The organism is Sinorhizobium fredii USDA 205 (assembly GCF_001461695.1).
GTDB lineage: Bacteria > Pseudomonadota > Alphaproteobacteria > Rhizobiales > Rhizobiaceae > Sinorhizobium > Sinorhizobium fredii.
In genome coordinates this window covers 1-20,526 of the sequence record NZ_AUTC01000153.1, presented here as the reverse complement: position 1 = coordinate 20,526, position 20,526 = coordinate 1, and the positions used below count along the sequence as shown (strand labels likewise).

The following is a 20,526-nucleotide window of genomic DNA, read 5'->3' as shown; positions in this document are numbered from 1 at the left end:
GGCACCTCGCGCCGACCTGCTGTGCCGGTAAGTCCGCCGGCCGGCCTCGAGTTTGCCTTTCGATACGGGGGCTTAGGCTCCCGTATCGGGCTTGCAATCGCCTCTGATCGCGATGCGCTGGAGCAATGCAGGCATCGGTCGTCAGTAAGTCGCGCCGGGACAGCACCCTTGAGGAAACATCGCAATCGCAGACTCGATATCGCCCTGGCGTTGGGGTTCGCGGCCTTCGTCGCGCTCCCCTGGTACAGGATCGACGGCGGCTTTTTCGGCTTCGGGTGGCTCGCGAACTTTCCAGGCGATCCGGCCGTGGCGCCCGGCCTCCTCCAGATCGCGGCCTACGGTCGGTGGTGGCTGATCGTTCCGGTGTTGCTGCTGGTCCTTGCGGCGGCCGCACGCGTCACGCAGGATCCGATGCGTCGTGGCAGCCTGCTCGCCTATGCCGGCGCTGCCGGTATAGGCTTTCTCGCCCTGCAGGGCCTCGCAATTGGCTTCTCCGGCTGGACCTGGACGGTGAGCGAGACGCTCTTCGGTCCTCTTGCGGACGGGCAGCTTTCCATGGGTGCGGGCGCAGTGCTCGCCGCGCTGCTTTTCGTCCTCATCTTCGCCTTCGGCCTTGCCGAGCGCGGCGCTTTGAAGGGCGACGCCTTCATCGTCGGCGCAATCTCGATCCTCGTCTTCCTCGTCACCGTTTTCGTCTTCTATCCGATCGGCAGCATGATGGTCGGCGCCTTTCAGGATTTCGACGGATCCTTCAATCCAGAGGGCTTCGGCCGCAACATCGTCGACCCGTCGATTTGGAGCCTTGATTGCCTGATCGGCGCCGGCCGCTGCGGCGTTGCCTGGCGCACCTTCTGGCTTGCGGTGATGACCGCGAGCGGCTCGACCCTGCTGGGGCTTGCCTTCGCGCTGGTCGCGACCCGTACCGGCTTCCGTTTCAAGAAGAGCCTTCGGCTGCTGACGGTGCTGCCGATCATCACGCCTCCCTTCGTTGTCGGCCTGGCTCTGACGCTGCTGTTCGGCCGCTCCGGCGTTGTCACCGAGGCGGTTTCCGCAATGCTCGGCGTCGAGCCCGGCCGTTGGCTCTATGGTCTGACCGGCATCTGGATCGCTCAGGTTCTTTCGTTCACGCCGATCTCCTTCCTGGTGCTGATCGGCGTCGTCGAGGGGGTCAGCCCGTCGATGGAGGAGGCTTCGCAGACGCTTAAAGCCGATCGCTGGCGTACCTTCTGGCATATCTCGCTGCCTCTCATGAAGCCAGGGCTTGCCAATGCATTCCTCATCGGCTTCATCGAGAGCATGGCCGACTTCGGCAATCCGCTCGTGCTTGGCGGCAGCCACGGCGTGCTTTCGACCGAGATTTTCTTTGCCGTCGTCGGCTCGCAGAACGATCCCTCCCGCGCCGCGGTGCTCGCCATCGTGCTGTTGTGCTTCACGTTGACGGCTTTCCTTGCGCAACGCCTCTGGCTTTCAGGCAAGAACTACGCGACCGTTACCGGCAAGGGCGACAGCGGCGCCCATGCCGCCCTCCCCCGCTCGGTCTCGATCGGCGTGCATGCCCTCGTCATCCCCTGGGCCATGTTCACGCTCCTCGTCTACGGCATGATCCTCGTCGGCGGCTTCGTGAAGACCTGGGGCCTCGACAATTCGTTGACGCTCGAGCACTACGCGCAGGCCTTCTCCGTCGAGTTCCGCGACGGCAGCCTCGCCTGGACCGGGGTCGCCTGGAACTCCTTCTGGACGACGATGGAGATCGCGCTCATTTCGGCGCCCTTGACCGCGGCGGTCGGCCTCCTCACCGCCTATCTGATCGTTCGCCAGCGATTTGCCGGCCGCGAACTCTTCGAGTTCGCGCTGATGATGAGCTTTGCCATCCCCGGTACGGTCATCGGCATCAGCTACATCATGGCCTTCAACCTGCCGCCGATCGAGATGACTGGAAGCGCGCTGATCCTGATCGCCTGCTTCGTCTTCCGCAACATGCCGGTCGGCGTCCGCGGCGGGGTGGCGGCGATGAGCCAGCTCGACCGCAGCCTCGACGAAGCCTCGCTGACGCTGCGCGCCGACAGCTTCCGCACCATTCGCAAGATCATCCTGCCGCTGCTGCGCCCGGCGATCACCGCGGCACTCGTCTATTCCTTCGTGCGTGCCATCACCTCGATCAGCGCCGTCATCTTCCTGGTCAGCGCGGAGTACAACATGGCGACCTCCTATATCGTCGGACTTGTCGAGAATGGCGAATACGGCGTGGCGATCGCCTATTCCTCGATGCTGATCCTCGTGATGGTCGCCGTCATCGGCGGCTTCCAGCTTCTTGTCGGTGAGCGCCGGCTCCGCCGCGAGAATCGCATCCAGTCCGTTGCGGCCGTGCCGGCCTCGATTCACCAGGAGAAAACCGCATGACCATCGAAGCTCCCGGTTCCGTCGTCTTTCAGAACGTGCGCAAGCAGTTCGGCGTCTTCGTCGCCATCCCGGATCTGTCGCTGACCATCGAACCCGGCACGCTGGTGACGCTGCTCGGCCCGTCCGGCTGCGGCAAGACGACGACGCTACGGATGCTGGCCGGGCTCGAGCATCCGACCTCGGGCCGCATCCTCATCGGCGGCAAGGACGTGACGATGCTCCCGGCGAACGAGCGGGACGTCTCGATGGTGTTCCAGTCCTATGCGCTGTTCCCGCACATGACGGCCCTCGGCAACGTCGCCTATGGGCTGGAATCCTCCGGACTGAAGCGGAAAGAGGCGCGCGAGCGGGCGGAGGACGGGCTGGCGCTTGTGGGCCTCGCCGGCATGGGACAGCGCCTGCCAGCCGAGCTCTCCGGCGGCCAGCAGCAGCGCGTCGCCGTTGCCCGTGCGCTCGTCCTCGAACCGCAGGTGCTGCTCCTCGACGAACCGCTGTCGAACCTCGATGCGCGGCTGAGACGGCGCGTCAGAACCGAGATCCGCGAGTTGCAGCAGCGCCTGGGCTTCACCGCCGTCTACGTCACCCACGACCAGGACGAGGCGCTCGCCGTATCCGATCAGATCGTCGTCATGCAGGATGGAGGCATTGCCCAGCAAGGCGCGCCGCGCGATCTTTACGAGTTGCCGGCGTCCGCCTTCATCGCCGACTTCATGGGTGAGGCAAATGTCGTGGCCTGCGACATCATCTCGGTCGAAGGCGGCGACGCGACGATCCGGGTCGAACAGCTGACGCATCGCGTCCCCGGTCGCGACATCCGGCCGGGCCCGGCCAAGCTGGCGGTGCGTCCGAACGCGATCACGCTGAAGCCAGCCAGCGACGCCGCCTTCGGCGGGCGGATCACGCATGCCGCCTATCTCGGCGACCACGTCGAGTATGAAGTGAAGACCGCCGCCGGCACCTTGTTCGTCGTCGACCCGGCCGTGGAGCGCGCCATTAGCCCGTCAACCGAGGTGGCGATCGGCTTCAAGGAGCGCGGCATCGCCATCATAAGCGCTTAGCGCGGGAAACACGACCAAAGCAAACGCCCTTTCTCGGGCCTCAACTCGAAATCAAGGACCATTTCATGACATCGCACGTCGTTCCAGGGCTCGAAGCCCGGCTGGCACTGGCCGAAACGGTTGGCCGCGAGGCCGGCGCAGTGGCGCTCGACTATTTCGACCGCCGCGAAACGCTGATCGTCGAAACAAAGCGCGACCCGCAGGATGTCGTTTCGATCGCCGACCGCGAGGTGGAAAACCTGATCCGCGAGCGTTTGGGTGAGATCTATCCGGACGACGGTATCCTCGGCGAAGAATATGGGCTGCTGGCCGGCCGTTCCGGCTTCACCTGGGTCATCGATCCGATCGATGGCACGAGCCCATTCGTCAACGGCATGCCCAACTGGTGCATCTCGATCGCCCTCCTCCACGACGGCGTGCCGGTGGTAGGGGTGATTTCCGCGCCTTGTCATGGCGAGCTCTATGCGGCCGCGCTCGGGCTGGGCGCCCGGTTGAACGGCAAAGCGCTGTCGCTCGACGCTTCACGCACCATCCGCAATGCCGTGACCGGGCTTGGTGCCAACACTCACGTGACGCCGGCTTTCGTCGCCAAGATGGTGGAGAACCTGCTGGAGGCCGGCGGCACGTTCATTCGCAACGGCTCCGGTGCGCTGATGCTCGCCTATGTCGCCGCCGGCCGCCTCGTCGGCTACTACGAACCTTACATGCACGCCTGGGATTGTCTTGCCGGCTATTGCCTCGTCAAGGAAGCGGGCGGCTGGTACCTCCCCTTCCCCGTCGACGGCGGGCGGCTGACCAAAGGCGCGCCGGTTCTCGCCGCCGCGCCCGGCGCAATCGAAGACCTGCGAAAGCTCGCGGGCGTCTGAGGCGGCGCAGAGGAAGCAACTCGGATAACGCCGTTCAGACGCCGCATGGGAACGGAACGCCGGTGAGCTTGTCGGGGTTGCGGACTATGCGCCGGCTTAGCTCCGCTCGATCTCTCGGCGCAGGACGATCGACGTCGTTAGGTCCTCGACATTCTCGAACTGGGCCACGTCGTTGCGCAGCTCGTTCAGAGCATTTATCGAAGTCACGCTCACCTCGACCACCAGATCGAGCTGGCCGCTGACGGAGGAAACCCGTCGCACCGACGAAAGGCCGGCGAGCCTGTCCAGCACACCGAGCGAGGGTGTGCGCTTGAGCGTCACCATCAGAAACGCCTCGATCTGCCCCTCCTCCAGTTGGCCGATATCGGCGCGGTAGCCGCGGATGAGACCGGTCTTTTCGAGCCGCGCGACGCGCTCGGCGGTCGCGCTGCGCGACAGTCCGATGCGGCCGGCGAGCGATTTCATGGGGATGCGCGCTTCGCGGCTCAGAATGCTGAGGATCGCCCGGTCCGTAGCGTCGATAGTCTGCACTGAGCAACTCCTGCAGCAAGCCTTCGGCAACGCCGACAAAATGACGGTTAGTACGAACAAAGTGGCGGCGCAACCGGCGGATTGCCGGATGCGCGCTATTCGGCGGCATGCGACGCTCGCCGCGAGAGTGAGGTCCCATGAACGACATGCTGAACACAAAACCGGAATTTTCCCTGGACGAAGCCGCCGCACTCCTCGCGCAGCACTTTGGACTCAAAGGGACGCTCGCGCCGCTCGACAGCGAGCGCGACCAGAATTTCAAAGTGACTGCTGACGACGGCAGGATTTTCATTCTGAAGATCATCAACGCCGCGGAGCCGGCGATCGAAAGCGATTTCCAGACGGCGCTCTTGGAGCACATCGGCGAAAATGCGGGCGTCCTTCCGGTTCCCCATCTCCATCCGACGCTCTCGTCAGCGAGCCTCGCCGAAACGACGAGCGCACGCGGCGGTGTCCACCGCTTGCGGCTGGTCAGTTGGGTACCGGGCGTTCCGCTTGCCCAGTCCGACCGAAGCGAAGCGGCTCTGGAATCGCTCGGGCGGATGCTCGGCCGCTTCGATGCCTCGCTCCGGGGCTTCATGCATCCGGGTGCACTTCGCGACCTCGACTGGGACATTCGCAAGGCCGGCCGCTCCGCCGACCGGTTACACCATGTTCCCGACGAGGGCGACCGCGCCCTGCTCGGACGTTTCCTCGCCCGTTTTGAGAGGGACGTCGCCCCGCGCTTTGCTAAGCTGCGTGCGTCGATCATTCACAATGATGCGAACGACTGGAATGTGCTGGTAGACCCGGACAACCGCGATCGCATCTCCGGCATCATCGACCTCGGGGATGCTCTCTACGGGCCCGTCATCGCCGAGGTGGCGATCGCTGCCGCCTATGCCGGGCTCGATCACCCCGATCCGATCGGTGCAGCCGCGGCGATCGCCCGCGGCTTCCATAGCGAATACCCGCTTCTTGAAGAGGAGATCGATCTCCTTTTCGATCTCATCGCCATGCGGCTGGTGACATCCGTGACGATCTCAGCGTCACGCCGGACGCATACCGGTGACAATCCTTACCTCGCGATCAGCGAGCGGCCCGCCTGGACGCTCCTGCGCAAACTCGACGCCATGCAGCCGCGCTTCGCAACCGCAATCCTCAGACACGCCTGCGGTTTCGAGACGGTTCGCGGCGCTCGCGACGCCGGCGTCTGGATTGAGCAGAACCGCAAGAGCCTCTTGCCGCTCCTTGGCCGTCCGGTCGCAACCTATCCGGCCGATCTCGTCCCCTATGGCGACCCGGCGCATCCGATGACCGTCAATTCGGCGGAGGCGCGGCCGCATGATGCGCAATTCATTTGGGAAGAACACTGCCGCAGCACGGGCGTGGAACTTGGCATCGGCCCGTGGGGCGAAGCCCGCACCGTCTATTCCGGCGAGATGTTCGCGTCGCGCCTGATCGATGGTGCCCGCCGCACGCGCCACCTGGGCCTCGATCTCTTCATGGCTGCTGGCACGAGGCTTTACACGCCGCTCGCGGCAACGGTCGTGAGCGTCGAGATCGAACAGGAGCCCCTCGGCTACGGCTGCCTGATCGCACTACGCCATGAACCGGCCGGCAGCCCACCCTTCCTGACGCTCTGGGGGCACCTTGCCCATGAGGCCATAGGGCAACTGAAAGCCGGCGACCGCTTGGAAGCCGGTGCGCTCGTCGGCGAAATGGGCACAGCGGAGGAGAATGGCGGCTGGGCACCGCACCTGCATCTGCAGATTTCCACCGAGACGAGCCTTTCGGCGACGGAGATCCTCGGCGTTGGCGAGGAGCGCTACCTCGATGTCTGGGCGGAGCTCTTTCCGGACCCGAGCCTGTTCGCCGGCTTGGCGGGGGAATTCTTCAACCGTGACGGTCGCTCGCATGAGGAGATCGTCAGGCTTCGCAAAGAGCTTCTGCTGCCGAACCTCTCGATCTCCTACGATAAGCCGATCAAGTTCGTGCGCGGCGAAGGGGCCTGGCTGATCGACGATCGCGGCCGTGCTTATCTCGACTGCTTCAACAATGTCTGCCACATCGGCCACGCTCATCCGGCGGTGGTGGAGGCGATGGCCCGGCAGGCGGCGACGCTCAACACCAATACCCGCTACCTGCACGACAACATCGTCGCCTATGCCGAGCGACTGACGGCGACGCTGCCGAAGGAACTGGCGGTCGCCGGCTTCGTCAACAGCGGCTCGGAAGCGAACGGTCTCGCGCTGCGCCTGATGCGCGCCCATACGGGCCGAGAAAACGCCATCGTCCTCGACTGGGCCTATCACGGCACGACGCAGGAGCTGATCGATATCAGCGCCTATAAGTTCCGCCGCAAGGGCGGCAAAGGACAGAAGCCGCATGCCCATGTGGCAACGGTGCCCGACAGCTACCACGCGCCGGCCGACTGGCCGATCGAGGAGCATGGGAAGCGTTTTGCCGAAAGCGTCGCCGAGCTGATAGCGGCCATGAGGGCCAAGGGCGAAGCGCCCGGTTTCTTCCTGGCAGAGTCCATTCCGAGCGTCGCCGGCCAGGTCTTCCTTCCGGATGGATATCTCAAGGAAGTCTACCGCATGGTGCGGGAAGCGGGCGGCGTCTGCATCGCGGACGAGGTGCAGGTTGGATTCGGGCGGGTCGGAAGCCATTGGTGGGCCTTCGAGACGCAGGGCGTCGTTCCCGACATCGTCACCATGGGCAAGCCGATCGGCAACGGCCACCCGCTGGCGGCGGTCGTCACCACGCGCGAGATCGCCAGCTCGTTCAACAACGGCATGGAGTTTTTCAACACCTTCGGCGGCAACCCGGTCTCCTGTGCTGTCGGCCTCGCCGTCCTCGATGTCATCGAGCGGCAGGAACTGCGGCGCAATGCCCTGGAGATCGGCAACTATCTGATCGCGGTTTTCCGCAAGATGCAGATGCGCTACGACGTCATCGGCGACGTTCGCGGCCTTGGCCTGTTCCTCGGCATCGAGCTCGTCAGCGATCGAAAGACGAAGGCGCCGGCCACCGAGATCGCCCGGGCGGTTTCCAATGGGGCGCGGCAGCGCGGCGTCCTGATGGGCACCGAAGGGCCGCACGACAATGTCCTGAAGATGCGCCCGCCGATGATCTTTTCGAAGCGCGACGCCGATCATCTGATCGCCGTGCTTGACGAAACCTTCATGGCGGTGGTGGCGGGCGGCGCATAGGAGGCATGCAGCAATTCAAAGTACTGCAGCGATCTACAGACGCCGGCCGGCCGCATCGAATCCGTGCAGGCTTTCGGGTCGGGCAAAGACCTCGACCTCGTCGTCTATGCCGATCCGGGAGCGGCCGGCGACCCTGAAAACCAGCGGAGCGCCGCTCGCCAAGCTTCCATGTACATAGCTTTCGGCGCCGACGAGCTCGACCGCGCCGACGCGCACGCGCGCCCTGAAATGATTGTTGTCAGTTGATCCGTCGGCAAGACCGATGTCCTCCGGTCGGATGCCAAGCGACGCGGTGCCCGGCTGATTGACGAAGGCCGGGGGAGCCGACCAATCGGAAGAGCCGCCCTTGATCTCCAGAAGGTTCATTGACGGCGAGCCGATGAAGGTCGCGACGAATGACGTCGCGGGTCTTTCGTAAAGCTCGATCGGCGTGCCCACCTGTTCGATCCTGCCGCCGTTCAGCACGACGAGGCGGTCGGCGAGCGTCATGGCTTCCAGTTGATCATGGGTCACATAGACGCTCGTGGTGCCGAGGGTGCGCTGCAGCTGCTTGATCTCGACGCGCATCTGGACCCGCAATTTTGCGTCGAGGTTCGACAACGGCTCGTCGAACAGGAATGCAACGGGTTCTCGAACGATCGCCCGCCCCATGGCAACGCGCTGGCGCTGTCCGCCCGAGAGCTGGCGCGGCTTGCGCTCAAGGAAGGCCTCGATCTCCAGCGACTTGGCCGCCTTGGCGATCCGGCGCTCGATCTCGTCCTTGGGCGTGTTGCGGTTCTTCAACCCATACGCCAGGTTCTGGCGGACCGTCATATGCGGATAGAGCGCATAGTTCTGGAACACCATGGCAATGTCGCGCTCAGATGGCTCGAGCGTATTGACGACGCGATCGCCAATCGCGATGTCGCCGGAGGTGATGCTTTCGAGCCCGGCGATCATCCTGAGCAAGGTCGACTTTCCGCAGCCCGATGGCCCAACCAGCACGATGAACTCGCCGTCGGCGATGGCGAGCGAGACTCCCCGGATGGCATCGACATTGCCGCCATAGGTCTTTTGCACGTCCTTGAGAGTGATCGTCGCCATTATTTCTCCGTTTCAACCAAGCCTTTGACAAACCAGCGCTGCATCAGCACGACCACCATGACGGGTGGGATGATCGCCAGGATGGCCGTGACCATGACATAGTTCCAGGGTGTCGAGGCGTCGGCAAAATCGACCATCTTCCTGAGGCCGATGATGATCGTGTTCATTCGGCTGTCGTTCGTCACCAGAAGCGGCCAGAGATACTGCGTCCAGCCATAGATGAAGAGGATCACGAAAAGGGCCGCGATATTGGTCTTTGAGAGCGGCAACAGGATGTCGCGCATGAAGCGGAACGGCCCTGCATTGTCGATGCGCGCCGCCTCGACGAGTTCGCCCGGGACCGTCAGGAAGAACTGGCGGAACAGGAACGTCGCCGTCGCCGATGCCATCAGGGGCAAGGTCAGGCCGGCATAGGTATCGATCAGCCCGAGGTCGACGATCACCTTGTAGGTCGGCAGGATTCGGACCTCGACCGGCAGCATGAGCGTGATGAAGATCATCCAGAAAAAGGTCATGCGCAGCGGGAATCGAAAAAACACGATCGCAAAGGCCGACAGGAAAGAGATCACGATCTTGCCGACCGCGATCGCGACCGCCACCACGAATGTGTTGAGCACGAGCCGTTCGAGGCTGACGCCGACGACCCGCTCGACACCGCCCGACAGTGCCTCGCCGTAGTTTTCGGCAAGCAGGCCGCCCGGAATCAACTGCATCGGCGGCCGGACGATTTCCGTCGAGGTCAGGCTCGAGGCGACGAAGGTGTAGTAGATCGGGAAGACGACGATGAGAATGCCCAGAATGAGCATCAGATGGCCGATCAGGTTGGAAACGGGGCGCCTCTCAATCATCGGCGGTTCTACCCATAATGCACCCGCCTTTCGACGAAGCGGAACTGGAAGGCCGTGAGGGCGACGACGATCGCCATCAGGATGACGGATTGCGCAGCCGAAGAGCCGAGGTTGAGGTTGACGAAGCCGTCGTTGTAGACCTTGTAGACCAGCGTTTCTGTCGCCTTTGCCGGTCCTCCGCCCGTGACGGAATGGATGATGCCGAAGGTATCGAAGAAGGCATAGACGGTGTTGACGACGAGGAGGAAGAATGTCGTCGGCGCGAGCAGCGGGAACACGATCGTCCAGAAGCGCCGAGTGCCGCGCGCGCCGTCGATCGCCGCCGCTTCGATCAATGACTTCGGTATCGCCTGGAGCCCGGCGACGAAAAACAGGAAATTGTAGCTGATCTGCTTCCAGGCGGCGGCAACGACGATGAGGACCATGGCGTGATTGCCGTTGAGCAAAGGGTCCCAGTAAAAGCCGTTGCGGCGCAGGATATAGGCGAATGTCCCCATCGCCGGATTGAACATGAAGAGCCACAGCATGCCGGCGACGGCCGGCGCCACCGCATAGGGCCAGATCAGCAAAGTTCGGTAGAAAGTCTGACCGCGCACGACACGGTCGGCGGCCGTTGCCAGAAGCAGGGCGAGCCCCATCGACAAAAGCGCGGTCGAGGCGCTGAAGATCACCGTTACCTTCAGCGAGTTCAGATAGCTCTCATCCGAGAGAACGGCACTGAAGTTGGCGAGCCCGACGAACCCGCTCTTCAAGCCGAAGGGATCCTCGCGCATGACCGATTGGTAGAGAGCCTGACTGGCCGGCCAGAAGAAAAAGACGATCGTCAGCACGATCTGCGGGGCAACCAGGACGTAAGGCAGGATCTTATTCGGAAAAACGACACGCTGCACAGGCAATCTCCTTCAGCAACCTGACCGCCTGCGGCCGTTTGGACCGCAGGCGGCTCGCCTGATCGATCAGTTGCTGATGGCCGCTGCAATTGCCGCATTGCCGCGCTCGACGGCCTTGTCGAGCGTCGTCTTTGCGTCCTGCTGCCCGGAGAGCATCGCCTCGAATTCCTCGTTGAGGATGTCGCGCACCTGCGGCAGGTTGATGAGCCGAACGCCCTTGGAGTTCTCGGTCGGCGCCTTGCCCGTCATCTGCAGGATCGGCGTTTCACGGCCCGGGTTCTTTTCGTAGAAGCCCGACTTTTTGGTTTCCTCGTAAGCGGCCATCGTCACCGGCACATAGCCCGAGACCTGATGCAGCTTGGCCTGGACTTTCGTCTGCGACAGGAAGTTGAAGAACTCGGCTACCCCCTTGTATTCCTCGTCGGATTTGCCGGCGAATACCCAGAGGCTGGCGCCGCCGGGGATCGTGTTCTGCGGCCCGTGACCTTCGTAATAGGGCAGTTGGCCGATGCCGTAGTTCACCCCGCTCTTGATGATGTCGCCGAGACCGCCCGACGATTCCGTCATGATGGCGCATTCACCGGAGGTAAAGAGCTGCTTGGCCTCGGAGGTGCGCCCGCCGTAGCGGAAGACGCCGTCCTTGGCGAGGTCGGCGATCGCCTGGAAATGCTCGACATAGAGCGGTGAATTGACCTCGAGTTTCACGTCCGAGCTGCCGAGGCCGTTTTCATTGGTCCCGTATGCGACGTTGTTCCATGCGGCGAAGTTCTCCGTTTGTATCCAGGTCAGCCAGGTGGAGGTCAGGCCGCAGGGAGCAGCACCGCTTGTCTTGATCTTCTTCGCGGCATCGAAGACCTCGGGCCATGTCTTGGGCGGATTGTCTGCGTCGAGCCCCGCCTTCTGAAAGGCATCCTTGTTGTAATAGAGGATCGGCGAGGAGGAGTTGTACGGGAAGGAGAGCATCGTCCCGTCGGGTTTCGAGTAATAGGAGACGATGCCGGGCATGTATTGAGATTTGTCGAAGGTGAAGCCGCCTTTCTGCAGGACCTCCATCGCCGGCACGATGGCGCCCTCGGCAGCCATCATCGTGCCGCTGCCGGCATCGAAGACCTGAATGATCGCCGGCGGCTGCTTCGACCGGAAAGCCGCGATCCCCGCGTTCAATGTTTCGGGATAGGTGCCCTTGAACACCGGCACCACCTTGAAGGTGCTCTGGCTCTCGTTGAACTCATTGGCGATCTGCTCGATCATTTCGTTGTTGGCGCCGGTCATTGCATGCCACCACTGCAATTCTGTGGCGGCCTCGGCCTGAAACGCCAAAGCTCCAAAAGCCGCCACTGTCGTGGATAGTCCGATCACTCGCATAAAATTCTCCTCCCTTGCGCTCAGCCATTCCCGCGCTGCTCGCCAACGCGCGCCCGTTTCCAAGCGGACAGCTCGGGGTTCCTCCAAAACGATGGTCGCGGTCGGATGCATTCATCCACACCCACCGTGGGTGCAAATAGGGTGCACTCGGCTTATGTCGAGGGGTGCTCTCCGGTCCATCTCCAGCTTGTGCATCTGGAGAGAGCACAATGTCTACAAAGGACGAAAACGTTAGCTCAGAGAGCCGGTTTATTCGCTGTCCTTCACCCATCGGTAGAGGACGCCTGGCTCCCTCTCTTCGTTCCGGCACCCGTCCGTTTCCTGCACGGCGACGAAACCGTGCTTCTCGTAGAACCGACGCGCTCCCCGGTTGCGCTGAAAGGTCCAGAGCGACAGCTGAGCGGCGCCTGTCCGAGCGACGTTCAGGAGCGATGCCCCGACGCCACGACCTTGATGCGTCGGCAAGACATAGAGCTGATCGATCCATGCCGGCCGGAACGCGACAATGCCGACCAGCAGATCGCGTTCGAATACTCCCCATATGGAGCAGTCGCGATATACTCTGTTCCTGAAGAACCAGCTATCCTCTTCGGGCGTGTGAAGACCTGCAAGCGACGGCAGGCAATCGTCGAACGAAGCCCGCGGGACACGCGACGCTTCATCGGCGAATTCACCGCCGAGCTGCACCGGCGGAGATAGTTCGAACCCCATTCCTGCTCCCCCAAGACTCAACCCCATGCCTTGCCACGTGATCACAAAGGCGAAAATGGATTTAAGCTAATCCGCAGCCTTTCCAAGCGTGTCGGCGACGTAGGCACCGCGGTCACCCATCGGCAACGGTTCTCCGGTGGTGGAATCGACAGCCGTCTGATGCTCGAGCTCGGCGTTGACAAGAGCGCCTGTGATCAGGATGACCATCGAGATCCAGACCCACATCATGAAACCGATGAGCGCGCCAAGCGCGCCGTAGGTCGCGTTGTAGTTGGCGAAATTTTCGAGATAGTAGGAATATATCCACGAGGCGGCGAGCCACAGCAATGTGCTGAACACGGCGCCCCAGTTCAACCACCGCAGTTTGGCCCGCTCACGGCTCGGCCCGTAACGATAGATCAGGACAACGCCGAGGGTGGAGAGGAGCAGAATGGCCGGCCACCTCGCTACTCTGGTCAGGATCTCGATCCAGCGATCCAACCACAAATAGGCGAGCAGGGCGGGAAGGACGCCGATCGCCACGATCAGGACAACGGCAAAGAGCAGTGCGGCAAAGGTGAAGGCGAGGCACAAGAGCGTTCTTGATACGATGCCTCTCTTCTCCTTTTCGCCATAGGCGACATTCATCGCGTCAAAGAGCGCCGCAATGCCGTTGGCCGCGCTCCACAGAGAGACCAACAGGCCACCGATGAAGCCGAGGCTGAGGGTCGCTGTCTTCTGCGTAGTAAGGGACTTCAACTGATCGGTGATCAGGCCGTAGGAGCCGGGTGGCAGGAGCTCGTCCAATACGGCCATATGCGATCCTATATCGGATGGGTTCGCGACGAATCCGTAGAGCGAGACCAGCGCACCGAGAGCCGGAAACAACGCCAGCAGGAGGTAGAAACTGACCCCTGCCGCGATCAGGAAGACACGCTCCTCGGAGATCTCGGACACCACTCGCCAGAAGACGTCACGCATTCCCTTCGCCGGTATCTCTCCCGGCGTGGCTGCACTGCGCCCCCTCCCCGGCTCGGCGGCTTCCAAGGTCTCTGTAAGGTCGGCCTCTTTCGCGCTCATGGGGGAGCGTCCAGTGTCCTCCTGCGTCCCAACACCTGCGGTATGCCCAACCCTCGGGAAAACTGCTTGTTCCGCGCGGGATTTCGCCGGGCCGCGGTTCGGAAAAATGATGGCCATCCTCCGCAGCGGCACTCATTGGTGGGGATGCGTACGCTTCTTCTGTATCAGTCTTGCCTTATGATGCGGGCAATATCTTCCGACGGCCTTGGCGGCGCAGAAAAGATAGGGGCCTCCGCCGTTGATCGGCCAGATGCACTCGCCCGGCGACAGCTCCTCGAGGCGCTTTGCAAAGGGCAAGCGCTGTATGTCATAGGCATTTGCGGGGATGAATTCTCTCTGGTACTCGTTCATGGGTGACTTGAGCGCTAGGGTCAGGACCCTCCCCATCAGGTTATCGGAAGTCGACACGCACCCGCTGCCGCGAAGTGTCAGCCTGGAAGCAGCGTGACGACCATGACCGCGGCGACCACGGCAAGCGCAGCGATGAGGGCGATCAACTCGATCATCATGTAACGCTGCATGTCGCGACGCATGCTACTTTCCTCCACGTCATTGTGAGGTTGAAAAGAAAACGCTTCAGCACCGCAATTGTTCACGCAGGCCGGCACAATGTTCCACGCCCGGATGCCCCGCCCTCAGGGCGAGGCGCTCAGGTGGTGCGCGTACAAGCCGCCAGTAGGTGTCAATCCCCGGCGCGGTATCGCCCGTCGTCAACATCCGTCGGTGGGGAACGACACACCCGACGGGCGCGTTTCCGACCATCTCGCCGCGCGATTTTCGGAGCCACCATGTCCACGAACCGTCCAACGACCTTCGATCCCGATCCGGCTATCGATACGTCGAGCCATCGAGGGGCGGAATAGATGGAAAGCTACGACATCACGCTTGGGCTGTTGGGGCTGGTGATCCTGCTCACAGCCTGGATTCCCATGGCCTTTCGCCGCTTGCCGCTTTCACTGCCCATTTTCTGCATTGCAATCGGCGCCCTGGCCGGACAGACCATCCTCGTCCCGGGCGTCGATCTCGCCTCGTTCGACAGCCGGCTTCTGATCGAGCACATGACAGAATTGACCGTCATCGTTTCGCTGATGGGAGCCGGGCTGAAAATCGACCGCCCCATCGGCCTGCGCCGCTGGGCTCTCACATGGCGACTTCTGGGCATTGCGATGCCGCTGGGTATCGCCATGATGGCTGTCGGCGCCGCCTGGATCCTCGGTCTGGGGGCTGCTTCCGCCATTCTGCTGGCTGCTTGCCTGGCGCCGACCGATCCGGTCCTGGCGAGCGATGTCCAGGTGGGACCGCCGCAAACCGGGGCGGAGGACGAAGTTCGGTTCGCTCTCACATCCGAAGCCGGTTTGAACGACGGTCTCAGCTTCCCGTTCGTGTATCTGGCGATTGCGATCGCACTAGCCTCCGATCGGTCTGACTGGTTCGCCCATTGGCTGCTCGTCGATGTCTTGTGGCGGCTTCTTGCCGGGGTCGTGATGGGGTGGATCATCGGCAAGGTGCTAGGCTTTGCTACATTTCGGCTGCCGAAAGGGGCATCGCTGGCGCGCACCGGCGACGGCTTCGTCGCATTGGGAATTACCTGCCTCGCCTACAGCCTGACGGAACTCGTCCACGGCTATGGATTCGTGGCCGTATTCGTCGCCGCGCTTTCCTTCCGCACCGTCGAGCGACACCACGAATTTCACCGGGAGCTTCATGACTTCTCCGAACAGATCGAAAGGCTCCTGATGATGGTGCTGCTCGTCTGCTTCGGTGCCGCGGTCAGCATCGGGCAGTTTATTGCCGAGTTTGATTGGCGCGTGGTCGCCTTTGCCCTGTTCGTGCTGGCGATCGCCCGACCGGCCACAGGATGGGTGAGCCTGCCATCGACCTTGCCCAAAGGAGAAAGGGCCGCCATCGCCGTCTTCGGGATCCGCGGCCTCGGCTCGATCTACTATCTCGCATTTGCAACCGGAATCGCCGGTTTTGAAGAAGTGGGCGTCATGTGGTCCGCCGTCGCCCTGATCGTCCTGGTCTCCATCGTCACGCACGGCCTGACTGTCACTCCCGCGATGCGCTGGCTCGACCGGCGACGTAAGATTGACGGCAGATCCGTAGACGTGAAGCCGTGACCACGAGTGCGAACCATTCTCCACGACGCGCCCTTCAGCCATGGGCGGTCGCGCTCATGCTTGAAATCCATTATCGTCCGGCGAAGTATTGCATCCCGGTCGGCTCCGTGGTTCCGTCTCGACGCAGAGCCGCCGCCTGATTTGCCACGAGGAGCACAATGACGGATAGGACAGATCAGAGCGCCCGCATGCTCGCCGGACGGTGTCTGTGCGGCACCGTTCAATACGTCGTCGCCGACGAATTCCGCTATGCCGCAAACTGCCACTGTACCGATTGCCGGCGCACGACCGGGTCCGCTTTCAAGCCGTTTGCCGGCATCGAGGGGGAGAAATTCAGCGTCATCAAAGGAGCAGACCACCTCCACACCTATGGCGAGGAGAAAGCGCACGACGCCCGCTGCGGCAAATGCGGGTCCTTTCTCTATTCGGTCGTCCGTGATGGCGCCTATGTGCATGTCGCGCTCGGCCCGCTCGCCAACGAGCCGACGATCCGGCCGAGCGAGCACATTTTCGTCGGCTCGAAGGCGCCCTGGTTCACGATCACCGACGACCTGCCGCAGTATCGCGCCCATGTCGCGGACGGGCCGCCGATGAATCGCTGAACGTCCGGGACGCTCACCACGTAGCCGCACCCGAGCATCCAGAGTATATTGCGAGCGGAGGTGTTGCATGCGCCGGCCTCTCGTCCTTGCTGCCGTCTTGGCTTCTACACTCGGCTTCCCGGTTCAGGCGGAAGTTCTGATCGGTGTCGCGGGCCCGATGACGGGAAAGCTCGCCTGGACCGGTACGCAGTTGAAGCGGGGCGCGGAGATGGCCGTCGCCCGGATCAATGCCGCCGGCGGCGTGCTCGGCGAGCAGATCCGATTGATCGTCGCCGATGATTTTTGCGATCCCCAGCAGGCCGTTGCGGCTGCCCGGAAGCTGGTCGCCGACAAAGCCGTCTTGGTTATCGGACATTACTGCTCGGGAGCTTCGATCCCGGCATCCAAAATCTACGCCAAGGCCGGCGTGCTGCAGATCTCGCCGTCCTCGACCAATCCCACCTTGACCGAACAAGGCTATGCCAACGTTTTCCGGGTGTGCAGTCGTGACGATGCGCAAGGCTTGCAGGCCGGCAACTACCTGGCGGACCACTGGGGCGGCAAGAAGATCGCGATCCTTCACGACGACACGACCTACGGCAAGGGACTCGCGGAAGAAACCAGGAAGCAACTGAACAAGCGCGGCGTCAACGAAGCAATCTACCAGAGCTACGAGCCGGGTAAGGACGATTACTCTGCCGAAATCGCAGGCTTTCAAACAGCAGGCATCGCCGTGCTCTATCTCGGCGGCTACCACACGGAAGCAGCGCTTATGGTCCGTGCCGCGCGCGAGCGCGACTATCCGGTGCAGGTGATCTCCGGTGACGATACGGCGACCGAGGCATTCGGTCTTATCGCCGGCCCCGCGGCCGAGGGAACCCTTTTCACCTTCGTCGCCGACCCGCGTCGGAATGCCGAGGCGGCCGAAGTCGTCGAGCGCTTTCGGGCCGAGAATTTCGAGCCGGACTCCTGGACCTTGCACAGCTACGGCGCAGCCGAGGTCTGGGCACAGGCGGTCAGGAAGGCGGGATCGCTGGAACCGCAGAAAGTCATCGATTCGCTGCGCAAATATCAGTTCGAAACGGTGCTCGGGCGCATCGATTTCGACGAGAAGGGCGATCTCACCGTTCAGAATTGGGTGTGGTATGTTTGGAAGGGTGGCGAGTACGTGCCGCTGGAATAACCAGCGCTGATGGCAGCAACTCGCGTTTGAGAAAAAATCCCGTGCGGACGATGTTGACCGCCTCAGCCGGAGCGATGGGCCGCGATGTTTGATCGTCTCGGCATTCGCGGTCGTCTGCTGTTCGCCTTCTTGAGCATCAGTGCCTTCGCTGTGCTTGCGACCATAGGCGCTCTGTACGCCTTCCTGCAACTGAGCCAGGTGCTCGAACGGGTAACGGCGCGCCGGGCCCCCTCCGCCCTTCTATCATTGGAACTCTCCCGCCACGCCGAACGCGTCGCCGCCACCGCGCCCTCCGTCCTTGCTTCGACTAGCCGGACCCGGCACGGCGAGGTGTCGGCCGCGATCGGCATCGAGATGACGCGTCTGGAAGAATTGCTTGCTGCCCTGAAAGGTACGACGCTGAGCTCAGCGGTCGTCTCCGAAATCGAAGAAGCGGCCGTGGGGTTGCGGCGCAATCTGAACGCCCTCGATGGTCTCGTCACCGCCCGCCTGGCCGCGGTCGCGCGCAAGGAGGAACTGCTGCGTCGCCTGTCGGCGACGACGAATGCCAGCCAGCGCCTCGTCGCCCCCGGCATTCTCGTGATGAACTCCAAGGTCCCGCGGTGGCGGGCCGCGACCGTCGATCCAACGCTTTCACCCGAAGCGGAAGCGTCGGCGACGCGAGACCTGGCACGGGCGATCGCGGCCTATATTCCGCAACAGACGGCACAGCGGGAGATTGCGGCCATCAACGACACGCTTCTGCAGGCCGCGGTCGTGCCGACGGCCGGCGACCTGTCGCTGCTCGCGTTTCCCTTACACCGATCGGTCGGCGCGCTGGAGGCTGTCACCCCTGAATTCGACGAGCAATTGCGCAAACGCTTCCGTCAGCTCGTCGACGAGTTCAAGGCACTCATCGACGGCCCCGGAAGCATCCCGAACGCGCGCGGCGACGAACTGGCAGTCCTGGCCGAGGGCGAAAAGCTGGTGGCGGAAAATGATCAGCTCTCGCGCAAGCTGACGCTTGCCGTGGACCGCCTCGTGGCGGCGGCGCAACGGGACATCTCCGAGGCGGGTGCGGAAGCGGCGACAGTGCGGCGCTACGGCACCGGCATCGTGCTCGGCTCCGCACTGCTCAGTTTGCTGAGTTCTATCCTGATCGTCTGGCTCTATGTCGACCGCAACCTGCTTGCCCGTCTCGCTGGCCTCAGCCACAGCATGCTTGCCATTGCCGCAGGCAACCTGCGGGTGGCGCTGCCGGAGACCGGTGGCGACGAGATCGGCCGAATGGCCAAGGCGCTGCGCGTCTTCCGCGACACGGCGATCGAGTTCGAGGAGAAGAACCTTCGCGACGTCGCCGAAGCCCGCCAACGCCTGATCGATGCGATCGAGAGCATTTCCGAAGGCTTCGCGCTCTACGACGCCGAGGACCGGCTCCTCCTCTGCAACAGCCGTTATCGTGAAATTCTCTATCCAGGCATGCATGATGCCGTCGTCTCCGGAACGAGCTTCGAGGCGATTATCCGCGCGGCGGCCGAGCGTGGCCTGATCGAGGATGCCGTCGGCCGGGAGGAAGAATGGATCGCGAAGCGGATCGAGGCGCATCGCAATCCGGCCGGGACGCTCCTCCAACAGCGCGAACCCGATCGCTGGATCCAGATCAGTGAACGCCGCATTTCGGGCGGCGGCACCGTCGCGGTCTACTCGGATATTACGGAGCTGAAGCGTCACGAGCAGGACCTGTCCGAGAAATCCGCAGCGCTCGAAGCGCTCTCCGCCAAGCTTGCCAAATACCTCGCACCGCAGATTTACAACTCGATCTTCAGCGGCCGGCAGGATGTCAGTATCGCGAGCCAGCGCAAGAAGCTGACGATCTGCTTTTCGGACATCGCCGGTTTCACCGAGACGACCGACAAGATGGAGTCGGAGGAGCTCACTCAACTCCTCAATCAGTATCTGACCGAAATGTCGAAGATCGCCCTCTCCTTCGGTGCGACGATCGACAAATATGTCGGCGATGCCATCCTGATGTTCTTCGGCGATCCGGAGACGAGCGGCGTGAAGGAGGATGCCATTGCCTGCGTATCGATGGCGCTTGCAATGCAGAAGCGAATGGCCGAGCTCGGTGAGATTTGGCACAGCGCCGGAATAGAGACGCCGCTGCGCTGCCGGATCGGCATTCACACGGATTACTGCACCGTCGGCAATTTCGGCAGCGAAGACCGGATGGACTACACGATCATCGGCGGGGCGGTAAACCTCGCCGCGCGATTGGAGCAGGAAGCGGAGCCCGGATCGGTCCTCATCTCCTACGAGACCTTCGCGCAGGTGAAGGACGTCATCCATTGCGAGGAGGTGGGACGAGTCCGTGTCAAGGGCATAGCCTATCCGATCGCGACCTTCAACGTCGTCGACTTCAGGGCCAATCTCACCGCCGCTTGTGATGCAATCCATAAGGAGTTGCCGCATCTGAAGCTCGATGCCGAGCCCGAACTCATGTCGTCCGGCGAGCGCGAAGAAGCTGCGGCGACGCTTCGCGAGGCGCTGGACAGGCTCTCAAGATGAAGCGCTGCTACGCCCCACTCCGGCTGTGCTGCAGTGTAGAGCGGCGGCTGCCCTTCTACAGCGCCGCGCGTCCAATCGGACGCGTAAGGTCGT

The 20,526-nt window shown here is 62.8% G+C and carries 15 protein-coding genes; 8 read left to right on the top strand and 7 right to left on the bottom strand.

Features of this window, described 5'->3' with window-relative positions:
* The first annotated feature begins 168 nt into the window (after window positions 1-168).
* The 3 genes from N181_RS21370 (at window position 169) to N181_RS21360 (ending at window position 4,324) form a co-directional block, all read left to right on the top strand.
* On the top strand, window positions 169-2,400 hold the full coding sequence (locus N181_RS21370; protein WP_037397928.1) for an ABC transporter permease: 2,232 nt from the start codon (window positions 169-171) through the stop codon (window positions 2,398-2,400).
* A complete protein-coding gene (locus N181_RS21365; protein ID WP_037397925.1) occupies window positions 2,397-3,458 on the top strand; it encodes an ABC transporter ATP-binding protein in 1,062 nt (353 codons plus the stop codon). Before N181_RS21370 ends, N181_RS21365 begins: the two co-directional genes overlap by 4 nt.
* Before the next feature lie 65 nt (window positions 3,459-3,523).
* Window positions 3,524-4,324, top strand: coding sequence for an inositol monophosphatase family protein (locus tag N181_RS21360; protein ID WP_037434519.1), 801 nt, complete (start codon window positions 3,524-3,526; stop codon window positions 4,322-4,324).
* Window positions 4,325-4,420: 96 nt separating this feature from the next.
* On the opposite strand, the gene N181_RS21355 is transcribed toward N181_RS21360, so the two are convergent.
* Window positions 4,421-4,897: an Lrp/AsnC family transcriptional regulator gene (locus N181_RS21355; protein ID WP_050984094.1), complete on the bottom strand. Its 477-nt coding sequence runs from the start codon at window positions 4,895-4,897 to the stop codon at window positions 4,421-4,423.
* Between the two features lie 95 nt (window positions 4,898-4,992).
* Here N181_RS21355 and N181_RS21350 point away from each other — a divergent pair, with 95 nt between their 5' ends.
* Window positions 4,993-8,049, top strand: a complete 3,057-nt coding sequence (locus N181_RS21350; RefSeq protein WP_060563870.1) for an aminotransferase class III-fold pyridoxal phosphate-dependent enzyme — start codon at window positions 4,993-4,995, stop codon at window positions 8,047-8,049.
* Between the two features lie 33 nt (window positions 8,050-8,082).
* On the opposite strand, the gene N181_RS21345 is transcribed toward N181_RS21350, so the two are convergent.
* From N181_RS21345 to N181_RS21320, 6 genes are all read right to left on the bottom strand, one after another.
* Window positions 8,083-9,132: a sn-glycerol-3-phosphate import ATP-binding protein UgpC gene (locus tag N181_RS21345; RefSeq protein ID WP_037397890.1), complete on the bottom strand. Its 1,050-nt coding sequence runs from the start codon at window positions 9,130-9,132 to the stop codon at window positions 8,083-8,085.
* Window positions 9,132-9,980, bottom strand: coding sequence for a sn-glycerol-3-phosphate ABC transporter permease UgpE (gene ugpE / locus N181_RS21340; RefSeq protein WP_037434511.1), 849 nt, complete (start codon window positions 9,978-9,980; stop codon window positions 9,132-9,134). The genes N181_RS21345 and ugpE overlap by 1 nt, the downstream gene beginning before the upstream one ends.
* Before the next feature lie 8 nt (window positions 9,981-9,988).
* On the bottom strand, window positions 9,989-10,870 hold the full coding sequence (gene ugpA / locus N181_RS21335; protein WP_037397883.1) for a sn-glycerol-3-phosphate ABC transporter permease UgpA: 882 nt from the start codon (window positions 10,868-10,870) through the stop codon (window positions 9,989-9,991).
* Window positions 10,871-10,936: 66 nt separating this feature from the next.
* Complete coding sequence (gene ugpB, locus N181_RS21330) at window positions 10,937-12,235, bottom strand: sn-glycerol-3-phosphate ABC transporter substrate-binding protein UgpB (RefSeq protein ID WP_037397880.1); 1,299 nt, start codon at window positions 12,233-12,235, stop codon at window positions 10,937-10,939.
* A 249-nt stretch (window positions 12,236-12,484) separates the two neighbouring features.
* On the bottom strand, window positions 12,485-12,946 hold the full coding sequence (locus N181_RS21325) for a GNAT family N-acetyltransferase (RefSeq protein WP_050994717.1): 462 nt from the start codon (window positions 12,944-12,946) through the stop codon (window positions 12,485-12,487).
* Window positions 12,947-13,012: 66 nt separating this feature from the next.
* Entirely contained in the window at window positions 13,013-14,005 is a 993-nt protein-coding gene (locus tag N181_RS21320; protein ID WP_037434510.1) for a YihY/virulence factor BrkB family protein, read from the bottom strand.
* A gap of 863 nt (window positions 14,006-14,868) precedes the next feature.
* Here N181_RS21320 and N181_RS21310 point away from each other — a divergent pair.
* The 4 genes from N181_RS21310 to N181_RS21295 all read left to right on the top strand — a co-directional run bounded on the left by N181_RS21310 (window position 14,869) and on the right by N181_RS21295 (window position 20,433).
* A complete protein-coding gene (locus N181_RS21310) occupies window positions 14,869-16,125 on the top strand; it encodes a cation:proton antiporter (RefSeq protein ID WP_037434505.1) in 1,257 nt (418 codons plus the stop codon).
* 158 nt (window positions 16,126-16,283) lie between these two features.
* Entirely contained in the window at window positions 16,284-16,727 is a 444-nt protein-coding gene (locus N181_RS21305; RefSeq protein ID WP_037397872.1) for a GFA family protein, read from the top strand.
* Between the two features lie 67 nt (window positions 16,728-16,794).
* The gene (locus N181_RS21300; RefSeq protein ID WP_037397870.1) at window positions 16,795-17,889 is read left to right on the top strand and encodes a branched-chain amino acid ABC transporter substrate-binding protein; all 1,095 of its coding nucleotides are present in this window, start codon (window positions 16,795-16,797) and stop codon (window positions 17,887-17,889) included.
* 84 nt (window positions 17,890-17,973) lie between these two features.
* Window positions 17,974-20,433 (top strand): adenylate/guanylate cyclase domain-containing protein, encoded by a 2,460-nt coding sequence (locus tag N181_RS21295; RefSeq protein WP_037434503.1) that lies wholly within the window; start codon window positions 17,974-17,976, stop codon window positions 20,431-20,433.
* The last annotated feature ends 93 nt before the right edge of the window (window positions 20,434-20,526 follow it).

Coding starts and splice junctions, on each gene's coding strand:
- N181_RS21365 (WP_037397925.1), top strand. CDS start 2,397: ATGACCATCGAAGCTCCCGGTTCCGTCGTCTTTCAGAACGTGCGCAAG.
- N181_RS21320 (WP_037434510.1), bottom strand. CDS start 14,005: ATGAGCGCGAAAGAGGCCGACCTTACAGAGACCTTGGAAGCCGCCGAG.
- N181_RS21295 (WP_037434503.1), top strand. CDS start 17,974: ATGTTTGATCGTCTCGGCATTCGCGGTCGTCTGCTGTTCGCCTTCTTG.
- N181_RS21310 (WP_037434505.1), top strand. CDS start 14,869: ATGGAAAGCTACGACATCACGCTTGGGCTGTTGGGGCTGGTGATCCTG.
- N181_RS21345 (WP_037397890.1), bottom strand. CDS start 9,132: ATGGCGACGATCACTCTCAAGGACGTGCAAAAGACCTATGGCGGCAAT.
- ugpB (WP_037397880.1), bottom strand. CDS start 12,235: ATGCGAGTGATCGGACTATCCACGACAGTGGCGGCTTTTGGAGCTTTG.
- N181_RS21305 (WP_037397872.1), top strand. CDS start 16,284: ATGACGGATAGGACAGATCAGAGCGCCCGCATGCTCGCCGGACGGTGT.
- ugpE (WP_037434511.1), bottom strand. CDS start 9,980: ATGATTGAGAGGCGCCCCGTTTCCAACCTGATCGGCCATCTGATGCTC.
- N181_RS21360 (WP_037434519.1), top strand. CDS start 3,524: ATGACATCGCACGTCGTTCCAGGGCTCGAAGCCCGGCTGGCACTGGCC.
- N181_RS21325 (WP_050994717.1), bottom strand. CDS start 12,946: ATGGGGTTCGAACTATCTCCGCCGGTGCAGCTCGGCGGTGAATTCGCC.
- N181_RS21300 (WP_037397870.1), top strand. CDS start 16,795: ATGCGCCGGCCTCTCGTCCTTGCTGCCGTCTTGGCTTCTACACTCGGC.
- N181_RS21350 (WP_060563870.1), top strand. CDS start 4,993: ATGAACGACATGCTGAACACAAAACCGGAATTTTCCCTGGACGAAGCC.